Source organism: Phenylobacterium sp. NIBR 498073 (assembly GCF_027286305.1).
In the GTDB taxonomy this organism is placed as follows: Bacteria; Pseudomonadota; Alphaproteobacteria; order Caulobacterales; family Caulobacteraceae; genus Phenylobacterium.
In genome coordinates this window covers 3,051,312-3,064,754 of the sequence record NZ_CP114599.1, presented here as the reverse complement: position 1 = coordinate 3,064,754, position 13,443 = coordinate 3,051,312, and the positions used below count along the sequence as shown (strand labels likewise).

The window sequence follows — 13,443 nt, the reverse complement described above, 5'->3', positions numbered from 1 at the left end:
CTAGGCGCTTCGCAGGATGCGGCGCGCCTGATGCGGCGGAATGATCGCGGTGATGTGGGCCGCCCAACGGATGCGGGCGTCCTCGCGCACAGGTCCGACGACGCTCTCAAGGTCGTAGCGTCCGCTGCGCGACCCACGCAGCAGGCGCTTGACCAGGACCTCTCCCTCCAAGGTCTCAACGACGACGACGTGCCCGAACATGTCCGGCGTCGGCGGCGTGCGTTGATCCTCGAAGTAGATCAGGCCGCCCTCATCGGCGACGCCGCGCATCGAGTGTCCGACGATCCTCAGGGCGACGGCCTTGTCCGTCCCGCCCGGCGGCAGCGGCACGAGGTCGCCGGCCTCCTGGCCGCTGGCGAACAGCACGCGCCCCTCGGTGTCGGCGCCCACGCGCCCGATGACAGGAACCAGTGAGAGACGCGCGGGCGGAGGCGGGGTGGGCACGTCCGGATCTGACGCGCCCAAGCCGTCATATAGCCATTGGGGTGAGACGTCGAAGGCGGCGCCGTATTCCTTCGCCATCTTGTACGAGTAGGGCGCATTGCCGTTCTCGTTGGACGAGTAGGTGTTGCGGTTCCAGTTGAAGTGCGCGGCGGCCGCAGCGGCGGTCTTGAAGCCCGCCCGACGGCGGGCCGCCTTCAATCGCTCGGCGCGTTCGGGGATCGACATGATGTGTATGTATCATACGCAAATCGGTTGCGAAAGGGCTGTGTAGAACATACAGTGAACGCATGGTCTCGCGTTCCAAACCCCCGCCATCCGCCGCCAGGGACTCGCTTACCGTCGAGGTGGGCGGCTGGTTCAAGGCCAACGCCACCGGCGCTGGCGTTTTTGTCATCGGCATCATCCTGGTCGTGCTCGCCTGTCTCGGGCTTCTGCAGGTCTGGCTGAGCCTTCCGGCCGCGGCCGGATAGATTGAGACCGGCCGGCGATCGCCCTCGGTCCCGCAGCTTCGCTGCTCCTACGGGGGCGCCGCACCGCGCGCCTGCGGCGTCGCCGGCCGATCGACGGCGCGTCCCGCCGCGCAAGACGCGGCTCCTTGCAGCCTTCACTTTGGTTGGGCCGCTACGCGGCCGAGCTTAGGGCTCCGCCCTCAGCGCGCTCGGGCGCGCTTTCCGCCCAGCTTCGGCCCGGCCGAAGGCATTTGGCCGGCGCGTTGAACGGGCCTGCAGCCGGTTCCCCGCGAAAGCGCGCCTCCGCTTGCACACCCGGTCTCGCCGACGGGCAGGGCCGCAGGCGCGCCTGTGCGCCTGCAACCCTGACCCCAAAGGAGGTCGTCATGACCCAAGTGTCTCAAGTCGAGGTCGTCTCGGGCGCCGAGATCGAAATCCCCCTCAACAAACTCAAGAAGTCGCCGCGCAATGCTCGCAAGACGGCTCACAGCCCAGAGGCCGTCGAAGCCCTGGCCGCGAGCATCGCAGCCAAGCGTCTCCTGCAAAAGCCGGTGGTCGAGCCTGAGCGCGACGCGTCCGGCGCAATGACCGGCTTCTGGCTCGTGACGATCGGGGAGTGACGCAGGCTGGCGCTGCGGCTGCTGGCGCAGCGAAAGCAAATCGCCAAGGGCCGCATGGTCCCCTGTTTGGTCGACACCGAGTGCGACCCGCAGGAGATCAGTCTCGACGAAAACGTCACCCGCTCCGCCATGCATCCGGCCGACCAGTTTGACCGGCGCGCCGTCCTTGTCGGCGTCGAGGCCTACGAGGCGGCCGGCGGAAGGGTGACGCGCGACCTCTTCACCGAAGATCGCGGCGGCTGGCTGGACGACGTTGCGCTCCTGGACCAGCTTGCGCTGGACCAGCTTCAAGCGCTCGCCGACGAGGTCGTCGCCCGTGAGGGATAGAAGTGGGGCGAGGCGCAGCTCGACTATCCGAGCGGCCATGGCCTGGCGCGGGTCTATCCCCAGCGGGTCGAGCGCGATGCGGCCACTCAGGCGCAGATCGACGCCCTGGCCGCCGAGTATGACGGCCTGATCGAGAAGGCCTCGGACGACGCGCCCATGGACCCCCACGTCGAGGCGCGTCTCGCCGAAATCGACGCCGAACTGGCGGCGTTCGGAGACGGATACGCCTTCACGCCCGGCGACCTCGCGCGCGGCGGCGTTTTCGTGCTGCTCGGCCACGACGGGACCGCGCGCGTCGAGCGTGGCTTCATCCGGGCCGAGGATATGGCGACGCCTGCACCGGACGAGGAGGATGGCGAAGCCGGCGCGTCGGAGGCGGACCAAAATGAGTCCACTCAGGATGCCTCGGCCGACGAGGAAGAAACGGGTATCGCCCTGTCCGACCGCCTGCTCGTCGAGTTGACTTCCGCATCTTCGCCGGCCAGACCGAGTTCGGCGCCGCCTGGAAGAAGGTCTCGCGGGACAATCGCGACTACCTCTCGGTCAAGCTCGACGACCCCAGCTTCTCGGCTCCGATCTATGCCTCCCTGGTGGATGCAGATGAGGGCTACGCGCTGATCTGGTCGCGCGCCCGCACCGCCGATTGACCCCGCGACCGCTGCTCCGGTCGGGCCGGGGCGGCGGTCACTCTCCCACATCACTGCATAGGAGGCCGGCCATGCCGCGTCCCCACTCTGCCGCACACCCCGCGCGCCAGGATGTCTACGGCCGCGTCACCGCGTCGATCATCGCCGACCTCGAACTGGGCGTTCGGGCCGCTTCGATATGAGCCTGGCGGACGCCGAAGCCGCCCTCGATCGGGTGTTCGAGGCGCCCGGGCGTGACCTGACGATCGAGTTTCAAGGCGGTGAGCCGGCCCTTCGCTTCGACCTTGTCCGCCACATTGTGCTCGGCGCGAAGTCCCGCAACGCCGGTAGTGCAAAGGCGCTGCGCTTCACCATGGTCTCGACGCTGCACCATCTCGGCGAAGCTGAGCTCGCGTTCTGTGCCGAACACGAGATCCAACTATCGACCTCGATCGATGGCGCCGCGCCGCTCCACGATCGCCAACGCCCCAATCCCTCGCGCGACGCCTGGGCGCGAACAGTCGAGGGAATCGGGCGCGCGCGGGCGGCCTTGGGTGAGCACGCCGTTGCGGCGCTGCCGACGGTCACGCGCGCGGCGCTCAAAGATCCGCACGGCCTGGTCGACACCTATCGGGCGCTCGGCTTGCGTTCGATCTTCCTGCGGCCCGTCAGCCCCTATGGTTTTGCGCGCAAGACAGCGCGTGTGCACGGTTACAGCACTGCAGAATTCCTGGCGTTTTATGCGCATGCGCTCGACTACATTCTCAAGCTGAGCGCGGCCGGCGAGGCGATCGAGGAGGTCTATGCGGCCATCCTCCTGCGCCACATCTGGAGCCCATTTCACTCCGGCTATGTCGACCTCCGCTCGCCGGCCGGCGCAGGCCTTGGGGCCATGGTCTACAACTACGATGGCCTGGCCTACCCGTCCGATGAGGCGCGTATGGCCGCCGAGACTGGTGACAAGCGCTTCGCGCTCGGCCGGGTCGATCAGCCGCTTGATGAGCTACTGGCCTCGCCGGCGATGAGCTGGCTTGCAGCCGGCGCTGTCGCAGAAGCCATCCCGACGTGCAACCGCTGCGCCTTCCTGCCGTACTGCGGCGCCGATCCTGTGCACCACGCCGTCGTGCACGGCGATCCGGTCGGCGCCCGCGCTGCGAGCGACTTCTGCGAACGGCAGACGGGGCTCTTCCGGATCCTCTTCGAGCACATTGACAAAGGCGACCCGGAGACTCTGCGGACCTTCACGGCCTGGGCGTTTCGCAAAGACCGCCGCGAGGTTCGCACGTCGGGATTTGTCGAGCGATGAGCCTTGGTCTGGCGCTGCACACACACGCCGCCGTCGAAGGCGTCGAGCGGGTCGAACTGCTCAAGGTGCTGACGCCGGAGGAGGCGAGGAGGTCGCACCTAGGCGAGACGGACGTGCTCTTGCTTGAGGACGAGGCGCTCGTGCGCCGCGGCGGCGGCCCGATCAGGATCAGCAGCCTTCGCAATCCCGAGGTCGTGGGCCCTGGGGATGTGGTGCGCCTCCGCCCCGGCTCCAGCCTCGTCTCGGTTCTCTATCGCCGTGGGTCGACCTCCAACACGCTGTTCGCCACGGAGCGGTGCAACAGCCTCTGCCTGATGTGCTCACAGCCGCCGCGGGACGAGGACGACAGCTGGCGCGTGGGCGAACTGCTGCGGCAGGTTTCGCTCGTCGATGCCGACGAACTACAGCTTGGGATCACCGGAGGCGAGCCGACCTTATTGGGCCAGGGGCTTGCCGACGTCCTCACGGCCTGCCGGAACTATCTGCCTTCCACTCATATGCACGTCCTCACTAATGGCCGGACGTTCAAGGATCGCGGTTGGGCCGAGCGGTGGGTGAGCGCTCATCCAGATCACGTCACCTGGGCGGTCCCTCTCTACGCCGACGTGGCCGAGATCCATGACGAGGTGGTCGCCGCCGAGGGAGCGTTCCTGGAGACCCTGCAAGGCCTCTACGAACTTGGCCGGCTCGGCGCGGCCGTCGAGATCCGCGTGGTCTTGCACGCCATGACCATTCCGCGGCTACCGCAGCTGGCGGCCTTCATCTACCGGCGCCTGCCGTTCGTGCGCCACGTGGCGCTCATGGGCCTAGAGCCCATGGGCTTCGCCAAATCCAATCGCGATCGTCTCTGGATCGATCCGGCCGACTACATTGAGCAGCTGCGCGCAGCGGCCTTCCATCTGGCCGACCGCGGCATGTCATTGTCGCTCTACAACCTGCCGCTCTGCATACTGCCGCGGGACCTTTGGCCCTTCGCCCAACAGTCGATCTCGGCTTGGAAAAACGCCTATCCCGAGACCTGCGACGGCTGCGTGGTGCGGCGGCACTGCGGAGGCTTCTTTGCCTCAGCGGGCCCCAGCTGGCGCAGTCGCGCTGTTCGACCGCTTAAGCTTGAGGAGTTCACCTAATGACATGGCGTGAGCGTCTGGCCTTGCTCCTGGGCGCAGCAAGTCCGTTCGCTATCTCGGACCACAGCGCAGCAGCGACGCCGAACACATTGCTGTGGACGGAGGGGGGCGACGAACCCGTCAGCCTTCAGCCGCTCGAGTTTTGGAACGATCCTGCGCACACGCAGCACCTGCTGCAGCTGGCCGGACACCGGAGCCATTCGAGCCACAGCAGCCACTCCAGCCACCGGTCGCACGTTTCAGGGAGCGGCGGACATGGCTCACACTATTCGGGCACGCCCAGCTATACGCCGAGCTACACGCCCGTGCTGCCGGTGGCCCCGGCCGCACCCAAGCCCGTCGCGACTCCGGCGCCGAGGCCTGCGCCATCCTACCAACCGTCCTCGCCGTCGACCCTCTTTGGATCGTCGCCCGTGGCCAGGCCCTCGACGCCCGCGCCGCCCCCGAGCGCTGCAGGCGCCAGCAGCGGCCTCGCCACAGGAAGCGCTGGGCAAGCGCCACAGGACGTCGCAGCCGGCGTGGAGCGCTTAAGCCAGGACGACATCAGCCGCTTCGTCCAACGCGTGCAGATCGCCTTGATGATCAAGGGCTACGATCCCGGCCCCGCGGACGGCGTGCTTTCGCCCAAGACCCGCGAGGCACTGCGTGCCTTTCAGACTGCAGGCGGCCTGACCGTCAGCGGGAATATGGACATGGCCACGCTTCACGCTCTGGGCGTGCTGAAATAGGGGGAGACTACCGCTTCTGGCTCACTTGCGACCTGGGCTGAGATTGGCCGGCGCTGCCAGGCGCGGACGTGAGAGGTGTCCGCAAAGGGTGGTGAGCAGTCATTCGCCTGAGCACTTCAACGCAGACGCTCGACCTGGGGAAGCTTGTATCCACCATCCAGAATGGGCGCGGTCGGCACATAGGACCGCACGATCAAGGCGAATTGGTCGGCGGGGGCGGGCAGCCAGTTGGCTCGCTCCATCTCGTCGATCGGCTCTTGGCTGGAGAGCACTAGGGTCAGCGATCCGTCCTCCGCGAACTTCAGTTCGTCGGCGTCGAGGTTGACCGTTCCGATATTGTGCCGCCCGTTGGGTGCCGGGACCATGTAGTAATCCTTGTCGTACATAGTCAGCGACCAGAAGCCGCCCCGCGATCGGTCGACCGGGGGAAGCTGGTCCTTCTCGAAGCGCATCCTGTAGCGATAGCGGCCCTGGAGCAGCGCGCCGTCCGCATCTGTGCCACGGATGAAGTAGACAGCCTCCTCGAAGTCGTTGACATAGATGTAGATTGCCGCCGCCTGGGCGCGACCGAGCCAGTCAGCGCCCCAGCGCCCCCCATTCTCCTGGCGCTGCCAGCCATTGCCGACCTGCACGCCGACCTGCTCGTAGCGGGCGCCTTCGAACAGTTCCGCATCCGCGGCCAGCACAGCCCGGTCGAGCAGGAGACGCCACGCCGTGTCGCTCTTGCGCAGCTCCAGCAGGGCTCGCGCCTGCGCTGCCATGGGAGCATCGCCTGGCCCCACGACGGGGTTGGCGTCGAGCGCTCGTTCGAGATCGTCCCAGAACCTTTCGCCATGCACCGGCCGGGCCCGCAGGAGATCGGGGTCGGCGGCCAGGGCCTCAGCGCTCAGGCCCTCCGGATAGACCTTGTTGCGGGCGCTGGCCTCGCAGTCGAACTGGCGGAGTCCCGGCTTGTCCTCGCTGAGCGGGCTGACGCCCATCTGGTTCAGTACGGCGCGCGCCTGGGCCTTGGACTCCGGACTGTGCGCGGTGAAGCTCCGGGCCATGGCGACGGCGATGTTGGTCGGGGAGCGCAGGACGCCCGCGAAGCCCTCGGGCTTTTCACCGCGCCACTCTGGCCCGACCAGCAAGTATTTGCCGCCTGGCGTTTCCGAGGCCGAGCCGAGCTGGTGGATCACGGTCGTGAAGGCGTCGACGATCTGGATCGTCCAGTAGTGTCCCTTCGGCACGTCTGGCGGCGTTTGGACCACCACAGGCTCCTCGCCTAGATCGGCGAAGCAGGCGCCGTAGATCGTATCGTTGTTGGGGGTCACGACCTTGCGTTGGGCGGCCGGCATGTAGTCGTCGATGTAGCCCATGCGGTTCTTGGGCGAGCCGGGGAAGAGCCCCATTGCCATGCCCGGCCCGTGCCCCTCCATCAGGGTCCAGGTGCTGGTGCGCCCGAAGGTGTTCACCAGCGGATGGCCCCAGATGTAGACCACCCGCGCCAACGCCTCAGCATAGTGTTCGGCGGCCAGCCGGGCGGGCGCGCCGGCACCGTTCGGCAGGTCGGGATGTGCGGGATTGAATGCGTCTGCGGCAGCCATGTCGTCCTCCGGGGTGTGTCGTGGAGATCAAGCGCGCCGGATCAACGGCGGCGGATAGTACGAGCCGTCCGCGACGCCGCCACGGGGACCATAGAAGCGGAAGGTTAGGCTCCAGGGCTTTCCGGCGGTGGGCAGCCAGTTGCCCTCGGGGGCGTCGGCCGGCTTCTCCGGCGCGAAATAGAAGGTCAGCGACCCGTCTTCTTCTCCGGCAGGTCGTCGGCCGGAAAGGTGAGGGTGTAGCTGCCGCTCTGCTCCAGCGGCGCGCCGGTGCTGTCGAGCGCGCCGCGATAGTAGAGCACTTCCTCGAACACATTGGCCCATATGCCTCCGTAGTTGACAGTGGTGCGGGTGAGCCAGTCGTCGCCCCAGTGGCCGCAACACACCGGCCGTGCCCAGCCGTTGCGGATCGACCCGCGACCGATCACCGGGGCGGCCGCTGCGAAGTCCGCCTGGGCCTTGGAGCGGACGACCTTGTCGATCCGTGTGCGTTCGCCAGGGTCCTTGATGGCCTGGGCGATGGCGCGGACCTTCGCCTGAAGATCCTGCAGCGGACTGGAATCCCTTTCCTGCAGCGCGAGTTCGGCGGACTCGAAGGCTTCGACGCCAGGCAAGGCCGCCATGTCGAACATGACCGTCCGGGGGATCTCCGGGAGCGGGGGATCGCCATTGATCTCGAATTTGAACTGGTGCTGGAGCGCGATAGCGTCGTCCCAGTTAGCGCCCAGTTCGACCCGCAGCAGCACCCGCGTCACCTTAGTCGGCACGTCCACGCGCTGGGCGCCGGCGGGGATAGCGACCTGCGAGCCCGCGAGGCAGACGGCGAAGAGGCCGTTCGGGTGGTCGGGGTAGACCCGCTCATTGATGTTGGCGACCGTCTCTCCCCAACCGTCGAGGAACTCGACGACATAGTAGCGCCCCGTGATCTCGGGCGCCGTCACCAGCAGGAAGCTGCTTTCGTCGAGCGCCACCCAGGCTTCGGAATAGGCGACGTCTAGGTTCGGATTGGGCCAGTCCACCTGGCCCGGCTTGCGATGCAGAAGCTGGTTCCAGACGAACCCTTCGTCGTCGAAGTCCACCTGTTGCTGGCGAGTGATTAGCAAGCGGCCGAGCAAATAGATGTAGGCGTCGCTGATGTCCTGATCCGAAGCGGTTGGGGCGGCCCCCGCTGCATCGCCAGACATCGCCATCTCCCTGCCGGGCCTGCATTGGGCAGGCTCTGGAGGTAGGCTAGGGCTTACTCCCACCCATGGTGATCGGGTGAACCCCGGAGATCCTGGCTGCCTTCGCCCCCAATGTTCGCGGCCGATCCATGATCGTCGGCTTTGGGTCGGATCCGGTTGACCGCGACGCTCCTTCTCGCGGACCATCAATCGAGTCCGCTTCCCGGCTGAGATCCAATGTCTCCTGTTGGCGCCGAGCCGACATCCTACGGCGCATCAGACATCTTGCCAGGAAGCGGATCTCGCGAGCGACCGGGCAGGGTGGATTGCGGACCTTCAGTCCCGAGGGATACCCAGTCATAGCCGCAACCCCGTCGCGCAGGTCCATCAGCTTGGGCCCATGCCCCAAGAAGGTAGTTCTGCAGCTTCTGAACCTCGTGCCCGCTGAAGGCCCGCGGCAGTCCAATGCGGCAATATCGCGAGATGGCGAGCGAGAAGTCGCCCCGATCGAGCTCCAAGTCAGCCTCCGAGATACGCACACGGAAGCAGACCCAGTCGGAATCGACGGGCTCACAGCGTGGCGGTGGTCTGTGGCTTGACGTTTGCGAGGGGTGATCACCCTGAGGGCGGGCGGAAATAAATTGCCGCGACCGGCGCGAACCCGCCTCAAAAGCCCGGCGAACCACACTGGGCGCGTGGCTTTCACTTCACGATTCCGCGAAATGGGACGGTTTCTCGTGCTTACTATGTGCTTATTAGTTGTGTTTGGGAGTTTCGTCGGGGGATGTGGCGATCCCCCAACCCTTTGAAAGGATTGGGGGATCATGGTGCCGCCGGGCAGGATTGAACTGCCGACCTCAGCCTTACCAAGGATGCGCTCTACCACTGAGCTACGGCGGCGACGAGGCGGGGGCTATAGCCAAACCCTGGGCCGGTGGAAAGCCCCAATATGCAGAAACTGCGCTTGACCTGTGGAGCGTCTCGCCGCACCCCCGGTTTCGATGGGAAAAGACGACAAAACCCCCGCAAGCGAACGCGAAGCCAAGCTGGCGGCGGCGCTGCGCGCCAACCTGCGCCGGCGCAAGGCGGCGCCGAAACCGGCGCCGAGCCCGGACGATTCGGACAAGGTCTCGTGATGGGTCGCCCGCTTTTCGGCGCGCCGGCCGCGCGATAGATAGCGCCCAAAGGGCCGGGCGGCGCGGTGATCGCGCCCTGGGGCCCGCCGAGGGACACGTTTGGATCGCATCGCCATTACCGGCGGCGCACGGCTGATGGGCGAGATCCCGATCAGCGGCGCCAAGAATTCCGCCATCAAGCTGATGGCGGCGAGCCTGCTTACCGACGAACCGCTGCGCCTGACCAACATGCCCCGCCTGGCCGACACCCGCCTGCTGGCGCGGCTGCTGCGCCGGCTGGGGACCGAGGTGGTCGAACAGGAGGGCGAGGACGGGCCGGAAACGGTGCTGCACACCCGCGAGATCGTCAGCGCGCTGGCCCCCTACGACCTGGTCCGCCAGATGCGGGCCTCGTTCAACGTGCTGGGGCCGCTGATCGCGCGCACCGGCCACGCCAAGGTCTCGCTGCCCGGCGGCTGCACCATCGGGGCGCGGCCGGTCGACCTGCACCTGGAGGCGCTGCGCGCCCTGGGCGCCTCGATCGACCTGCACGAGGGCTATGTCTACGCCCAGGCCCCGCGCGGCCTGACCGGAGCGGAGATCGTCTTTCCGTTCGTCTCGGTCGGGGCGACCGAGCACGCCATGCTGGCCGCGGTGCTGGCCAAGGGCGAGACGGTGCTGAAGAACGCGGCCTGCGAGCCGGAACTGGGCGATCTGGCCGACTGCCTGAACGCCATGGGCGCGAAGGTCTCGGGGGCGGGGACCTCGACCATCGTCATCGAGGGCGCGCAGCGGCTGCACGGCGCGACCCATTCGGTGATTCCTGACCGTATCGAGACCGGCACCTACGCCCTGGCCGCGGCGATGGCCGGCGGCGAGGTGCGGCTGACCAGGACGCGCAGCGACTTCATCGACGCCCTGCTGGTCAAGATGGAGGAGGCGGGCGTCGAGGTCGAACGCCACGCCGACGGCATGACCATCCGCCGCAACGGGACGCGGCTGAAGGCGGTGGAAGTCGAGACCGACCCCTATCCGGGCTTCGCCACCGACCTGCAGGCGCAGTTCATGGCGCTGATGACGCTGGCCGACGGCGAAAGCGTGATCAAGGAGACCATCTTCGAGAACCGCTTCATGCACGCCCCGGAGCTGTCGCGGCTGGGCGCCGAGATTTTCGTGCATGGCGGCGAGGCGCGGGTGCGCGGGATCGAGGCGCTGGACGGCGCCCCGGTGATGGCCACCGACCTGCGCGCCTCGGTCAGCCTGGTGATCGCCGCCCTGGCCGCGCGTGGGGAAACCATGGTCAGCCGCGTCTACCATCTGGACAGAGGCTTCGAGCGGCTGGAAGAGAAGCTCAGCGCCTGTGGCGCAAACGTCCGCCGGATCGTCGGCGACGGCGAGCCCGAGGATTGAGATGACGCGCGTTGCCCCGCTGAGGCTGCTGGCCGAAGACGCCGAGGACCTGAAGGTGATCGCCGCGGCCTTGCAGGACGCCGTCGGCAAGATCGGCGACATCTCGTATGAACCCGGGGCCCAGCGGCTGACCCTGGCGCTCAACCGCTATCGCTGGGAAGCCAAAGGCTCCGAGCGGGTGCGCGCGGCCCTGCAGCTGGGCTCGGTGCAAGCGGTGCAGGCCCGCAAGCTGCGGCGCAACGCCAAGGACGCGGTGGTCGAGCTGCTGGACGTCGGCTTCGAGCCGGGCGAAGCGCCGGGCGGGGCGGTGACTTTCACCTTCGCCGGGGGCGGCGACCTGCGCGCGCAGGTCGAATGCCTGGACGTCGTGCTGGCCGACGTCAGCGCCCCCTGGGCGACGCCGCGGACGCCGAAGCACGAGGATTAGAGGGGCGTCCTGTCCGCTGTCAGGTCGGGCGTTTGGGAAAGCCAGCCGCGCGGCAAGGAACAAGCCGCGGCCAAGGCGGCCATGGTCGAATGGCACACCACGACGTCCGACGCAGCATGGAACAACTTCGCTGAGGTGAAGGCCACGTTCAACACGGCGGACTATGTCAGCGATGGGAAGGTGGTCTTCGACGTCGGCGGCAACAAGTATCGGATCGTCGGCCTGATCGGGTTTCGCACTAAACGGGTCTTCATCCTGTTTGTCGGCACCCATGCCGAGTACGACAGGATCAAGGTGAGCGAACTATGATGAAGGAGAAGGCGATGCTGGACCTGACCGAAGTGCGCACGCTGTCGGACGAAGCTGAGTACGAGGCGGCGCTGAAGGCCGTGCGGCCCTATTTCGAGAACGAGCCGGCGGAGGACTCCCCCGACGTTGCGCACTTCGACGCCCTGGTGCTGCTGATCGAAGATTATGAGCGGCGGCGATATCCAATCCCGCGTGCGACGCCGGTCGAGGTGCTGAAGTCGGTCATGACCGCGAACAGCTACAGCCAATCCGACCTAGTCCAGGTTCTGGGCTCCAAGGCGCGTGCGTCGGAGCTCCTGAGCGGCCGACGTGAGATCAACCTCGATCAGATCCGCAAGATCAGTCGTGCTTGGCGTATCCCGGCCGGCGCCCTGGTCGGCGAACTCGGGGGCTGAGCGACTTCGACCCGCCGTTCCAAGGCCCGGTCAGGGCGTCGAGGCTATTCCTTGAGGCTGCAGCCCTAGCGCCACCAGGCCCTGGCGTCTAAAGAGCGCGCATGCGCCGCTTCTCCTTCTCCGAGCCCGGCTTCGAAGCCGCTTTCGCCGCCTTTGTCGACGAGCGTCGCGAGACGCCGGAGGAAGTCGACGCCGCCGTGCGCGACGTGCTGGCCGCGGTGCGGGCCGAGGGGATGGAGGCGCTGCTGCGCTTCGCCCGGCAGTTCGACAAGGTCGAGATCGACGAGAGCAACATCCGGGTCTCGGCGCAGGAGATCGAGGCGGGCGCGGCCCAGTGCCCGGCGCAGGTGCGCGAGGCCATCGCCTTCGCCGCCGCGCGGATCGGCGCCTATCACGCCCGCCAGCGTCCGGCCGACCAGGCGTTCACCGACGAGGCCGGGGTCGAGCTGGGCTGGCGCTGGACTCCGCTGGAGGCGGTGGGGATCTATGTGCCGGGCGGTCGCGCGGCCTATCCCTCGACCGTGCTGATGAACGCGGTGCCGGCCAAGGTGGCGGGCGTCGAGCGCATCGCCATGGTGACGCCGCCCGGACGGCTGCAGCCGGCGGTGCTGGCGGCGGCCAAGGAAGCCGGCGTCACGGAAATCTGGCGCGTGGGCGGGGCGCAGGCGGTGGCCGCGCTGGCCTATGGCGCAGGACCGATCAAGCCGGTCGACAAGATCGTCGGGCCAGGCAACGCCTATGTCACGGCCGCCAAGCGGCGGGTCTACGGCACGGTGGGCATCGACGCCCTGGCCGGGCCCTCGGAGATCGTGGTGGTGGCCGACGGCGCGAACCGCCCCGACTGGATCGCCGCCGACCTGCTGAGCCAGGCCGAGCACGACCCGGCCGCGCAATCGATCCTGATCACCGACGACGAAGCCTTCGCCGCTGCGGTCGAAGCCGAGGTGCAGGCGCAGTTGGCGACCCTGACCACGGGCGAGGACGCCGCGGCGTCGTGGCGCGACCACGGGGCGGTGGTGATCGCGCCGCTGGACGAGGCGCCGCGCCTGGTCGACCTGATCGCGCCCGAGCACGTTGAGTTCGCAATGGAGAACCCCGAGCGGCTGTCGGACAAGGTGCGTCACGCCGGGGCGATCTTCCTGGGCCGGGTGACGCCCGAGGCGATCGGCGACTATGTCGCCGGCTCCAACCACGTGCTGCCGACCAGCCGGGCGGCGCGGTTCTCGTCGGGGCTGTCGCTGTACGACTTCATCAAGCGCACCTCGATCGTGAAGTGCGACGCCGCCTCGTTCGCGGTGCTGGGGCCGCACACCGTGGCGCTGGCCGAGTCCGAGGGGCTGCCGGCGCACGCGCGTTCTGCGGCGATCCGGCTGGGGCAGTAGGGCGCAGCGGAAGTCCGTCTCGACCCGCTCTG

13 protein-coding genes, 1 tRNA gene and 2 pseudogenes are annotated in these 13,443 nt (G+C 67.7%); 11 read left to right on the top strand and 5 right to left on the bottom strand.

Annotation, left to right across the window (positions count from 1 at the left end; translation table 11 throughout):
* Positions 1-669, bottom strand: coding sequence for a S24/S26 family peptidase (locus O4N75_RS15355; RefSeq protein WP_269626349.1), 669 nt, complete (start codon positions 667-669; stop codon positions 1-3).
* 62 nt (positions 670-731) lie between these two features.
* On the opposite strand from O4N75_RS15355, the gene O4N75_RS15350 reads away from it, so the two are divergent.
* Entirely contained in the window at positions 732-914 is a 183-nt protein-coding gene (locus O4N75_RS15350) for a hypothetical protein (RefSeq protein WP_269626348.1), read from the top strand.
* 179 nt (positions 915-1,093) lie between these two features.
* Here the strand turns inward: O4N75_RS15350 and O4N75_RS21295 are convergent, their stop codons facing one another.
* Complete coding sequence (locus tag O4N75_RS21295; RefSeq protein ID WP_348649503.1) at positions 1,094-2,224, bottom strand: hypothetical protein; 1,131 nt, start codon at positions 2,222-2,224, stop codon at positions 1,094-1,096.
* An 80-nt stretch (positions 2,225-2,304) separates the two neighbouring features.
* Here O4N75_RS21295 and O4N75_RS15335 point away from each other — a divergent pair.
* The 4 genes and pseudogenes from O4N75_RS15335 to O4N75_RS15320 form a co-directional block, all read left to right on the top strand.
* Positions 2,305-2,487: pseudogene (locus O4N75_RS15335) on the top strand (DUF736 domain-containing protein); the annotation flags it as partial.
* A gap of 175 nt (positions 2,488-2,662) precedes the next feature.
* A pseudogene (hxsB, locus tag O4N75_RS15330) lies at positions 2,663-3,772 on the top strand (His-Xaa-Ser system radical SAM maturase HxsB); the annotation flags it as partial.
* Complete coding sequence (gene hxsC / locus O4N75_RS15325; RefSeq protein WP_269626345.1) at positions 3,769-4,899, top strand: His-Xaa-Ser system radical SAM maturase HxsC; 1,131 nt, start codon at positions 3,769-3,771, stop codon at positions 4,897-4,899. The pseudogene hxsB and the gene hxsC, both read left to right, overlap by 4 nt.
* Entirely contained in the window at positions 4,899-5,627 is a 729-nt protein-coding gene (locus O4N75_RS15320; RefSeq protein ID WP_269626344.1) for a peptidoglycan-binding protein, read from the top strand. Before hxsC ends, O4N75_RS15320 begins: the two co-directional genes overlap by 1 nt.
* Positions 5,628-5,743: 116 nt before the next feature.
* Here the strand turns inward: O4N75_RS15320 and O4N75_RS15315 are convergent, their stop codons facing one another.
* From O4N75_RS15315 to O4N75_RS15305, 3 genes are all read right to left on the bottom strand, one after another.
* Positions 5,744-7,213, bottom strand: a complete 1,470-nt coding sequence (locus tag O4N75_RS15315) for a DUF1254 domain-containing protein (protein WP_269626343.1) — start codon at positions 7,211-7,213, stop codon at positions 5,744-5,746.
* Between the two features lie 185 nt (positions 7,214-7,398).
* A complete protein-coding gene (locus O4N75_RS15310) occupies positions 7,399-8,394 on the bottom strand; it encodes a DUF1254 domain-containing protein (RefSeq protein WP_269626342.1) in 996 nt (331 codons plus the stop codon).
* An 804-nt stretch (positions 8,395-9,198) separates the two neighbouring features.
* A tRNA-Thr gene (locus O4N75_RS15305) sits at positions 9,199-9,273 on the bottom strand.
* A 71-nt stretch (positions 9,274-9,344) separates the two neighbouring features.
* Here O4N75_RS15305 and O4N75_RS15300 point away from each other — a divergent pair.
* The 6 genes from O4N75_RS15300 (at position 9,345) to hisD (ending at position 13,411) form a co-directional block, all read left to right on the top strand.
* Positions 9,345-9,509, top strand: coding sequence for a hypothetical protein (locus O4N75_RS15300; RefSeq protein ID WP_269626341.1), 165 nt, complete (start codon positions 9,345-9,347; stop codon positions 9,507-9,509).
* 99 nt (positions 9,510-9,608) lie between these two features.
* The gene (gene murA, locus O4N75_RS15295; protein WP_269626340.1) at positions 9,609-10,898 is read left to right on the top strand and encodes a UDP-N-acetylglucosamine 1-carboxyvinyltransferase; all 1,290 of its coding nucleotides are present in this window, start codon (positions 9,609-9,611) and stop codon (positions 10,896-10,898) included.
* Between the two features lies 1 nt (position 10,899).
* On the top strand, positions 10,900-11,325 hold the full coding sequence (locus O4N75_RS15290) for a DUF2948 family protein (protein WP_269626339.1): 426 nt from the start codon (positions 10,900-10,902) through the stop codon (positions 11,323-11,325).
* A gap of 81 nt (positions 11,326-11,406) precedes the next feature.
* Positions 11,407-11,634: a type II toxin-antitoxin system HigB family toxin gene (locus O4N75_RS15285; RefSeq protein ID WP_269626338.1), complete on the top strand. Its 228-nt coding sequence runs from the start codon at positions 11,407-11,409 to the stop codon at positions 11,632-11,634.
* Positions 11,631-12,029 carry a transcriptional regulator gene (locus tag O4N75_RS15280; protein WP_269626337.1) on the top strand — a complete coding sequence of 133 codons (399 nt, stop codon included), beginning with the start codon at positions 11,631-11,633 and terminating at the stop codon, positions 12,027-12,029. The genes O4N75_RS15285 and O4N75_RS15280 overlap by 4 nt, the downstream gene beginning before the upstream one ends.
* Before the next feature lie 101 nt (positions 12,030-12,130).
* Positions 12,131-13,411, top strand: a complete 1,281-nt coding sequence (hisD, locus tag O4N75_RS15275) for a histidinol dehydrogenase (RefSeq protein ID WP_269626336.1) — start codon at positions 12,131-12,133, stop codon at positions 13,409-13,411.
* The last annotated feature ends 32 nt before the right edge of the window (positions 13,412-13,443 follow it).

Bases quoted from the DNA above. Each gene is read 5' to 3' on its own strand.
- O4N75_RS15350 (WP_269626348.1), top strand. From the start codon at position 732: ATGGTCTCGCGTTCCAAACCCCCGCCATCCGCCGCCAGGGACTCGCTT.
- O4N75_RS15280 (WP_269626337.1), top strand. From the start codon at position 11,631: ATGATGAAGGAGAAGGCGATGCTGGACCTGACCGAAGTGCGCACGCTG.
- O4N75_RS15315 (WP_269626343.1), bottom strand. From the start codon at position 7,213: ATGGCTGCCGCAGACGCATTCAATCCCGCACATCCCGACCTGCCGAAC.
- O4N75_RS15355 (WP_269626349.1), bottom strand. From the start codon at position 669: ATGTCGATCCCCGAACGCGCCGAGCGATTGAAGGCGGCCCGCCGTCGG.
- O4N75_RS15290 (WP_269626339.1), top strand. From the start codon at position 10,900: ATGACGCGCGTTGCCCCGCTGAGGCTGCTGGCCGAAGACGCCGAGGAC.
- hxsC (WP_269626345.1), top strand. From the start codon at position 3,769: ATGAGCCTTGGTCTGGCGCTGCACACACACGCCGCCGTCGAAGGCGTC.
- O4N75_RS15285 (WP_269626338.1), top strand. From the start codon at position 11,407: ATGGTCGAATGGCACACCACGACGTCCGACGCAGCATGGAACAACTTC.
- O4N75_RS15320 (WP_269626344.1), top strand. From the start codon at position 4,899: ATGACATGGCGTGAGCGTCTGGCCTTGCTCCTGGGCGCAGCAAGTCCG.
- O4N75_RS15310 (WP_269626342.1), bottom strand. From the start codon at position 8,394: ATGTCTGGCGATGCAGCGGGGGCCGCCCCAACCGCTTCGGATCAGGAC.
- hisD (WP_269626336.1), top strand. From the start codon at position 12,131: ATGCGCCGCTTCTCCTTCTCCGAGCCCGGCTTCGAAGCCGCTTTCGCC.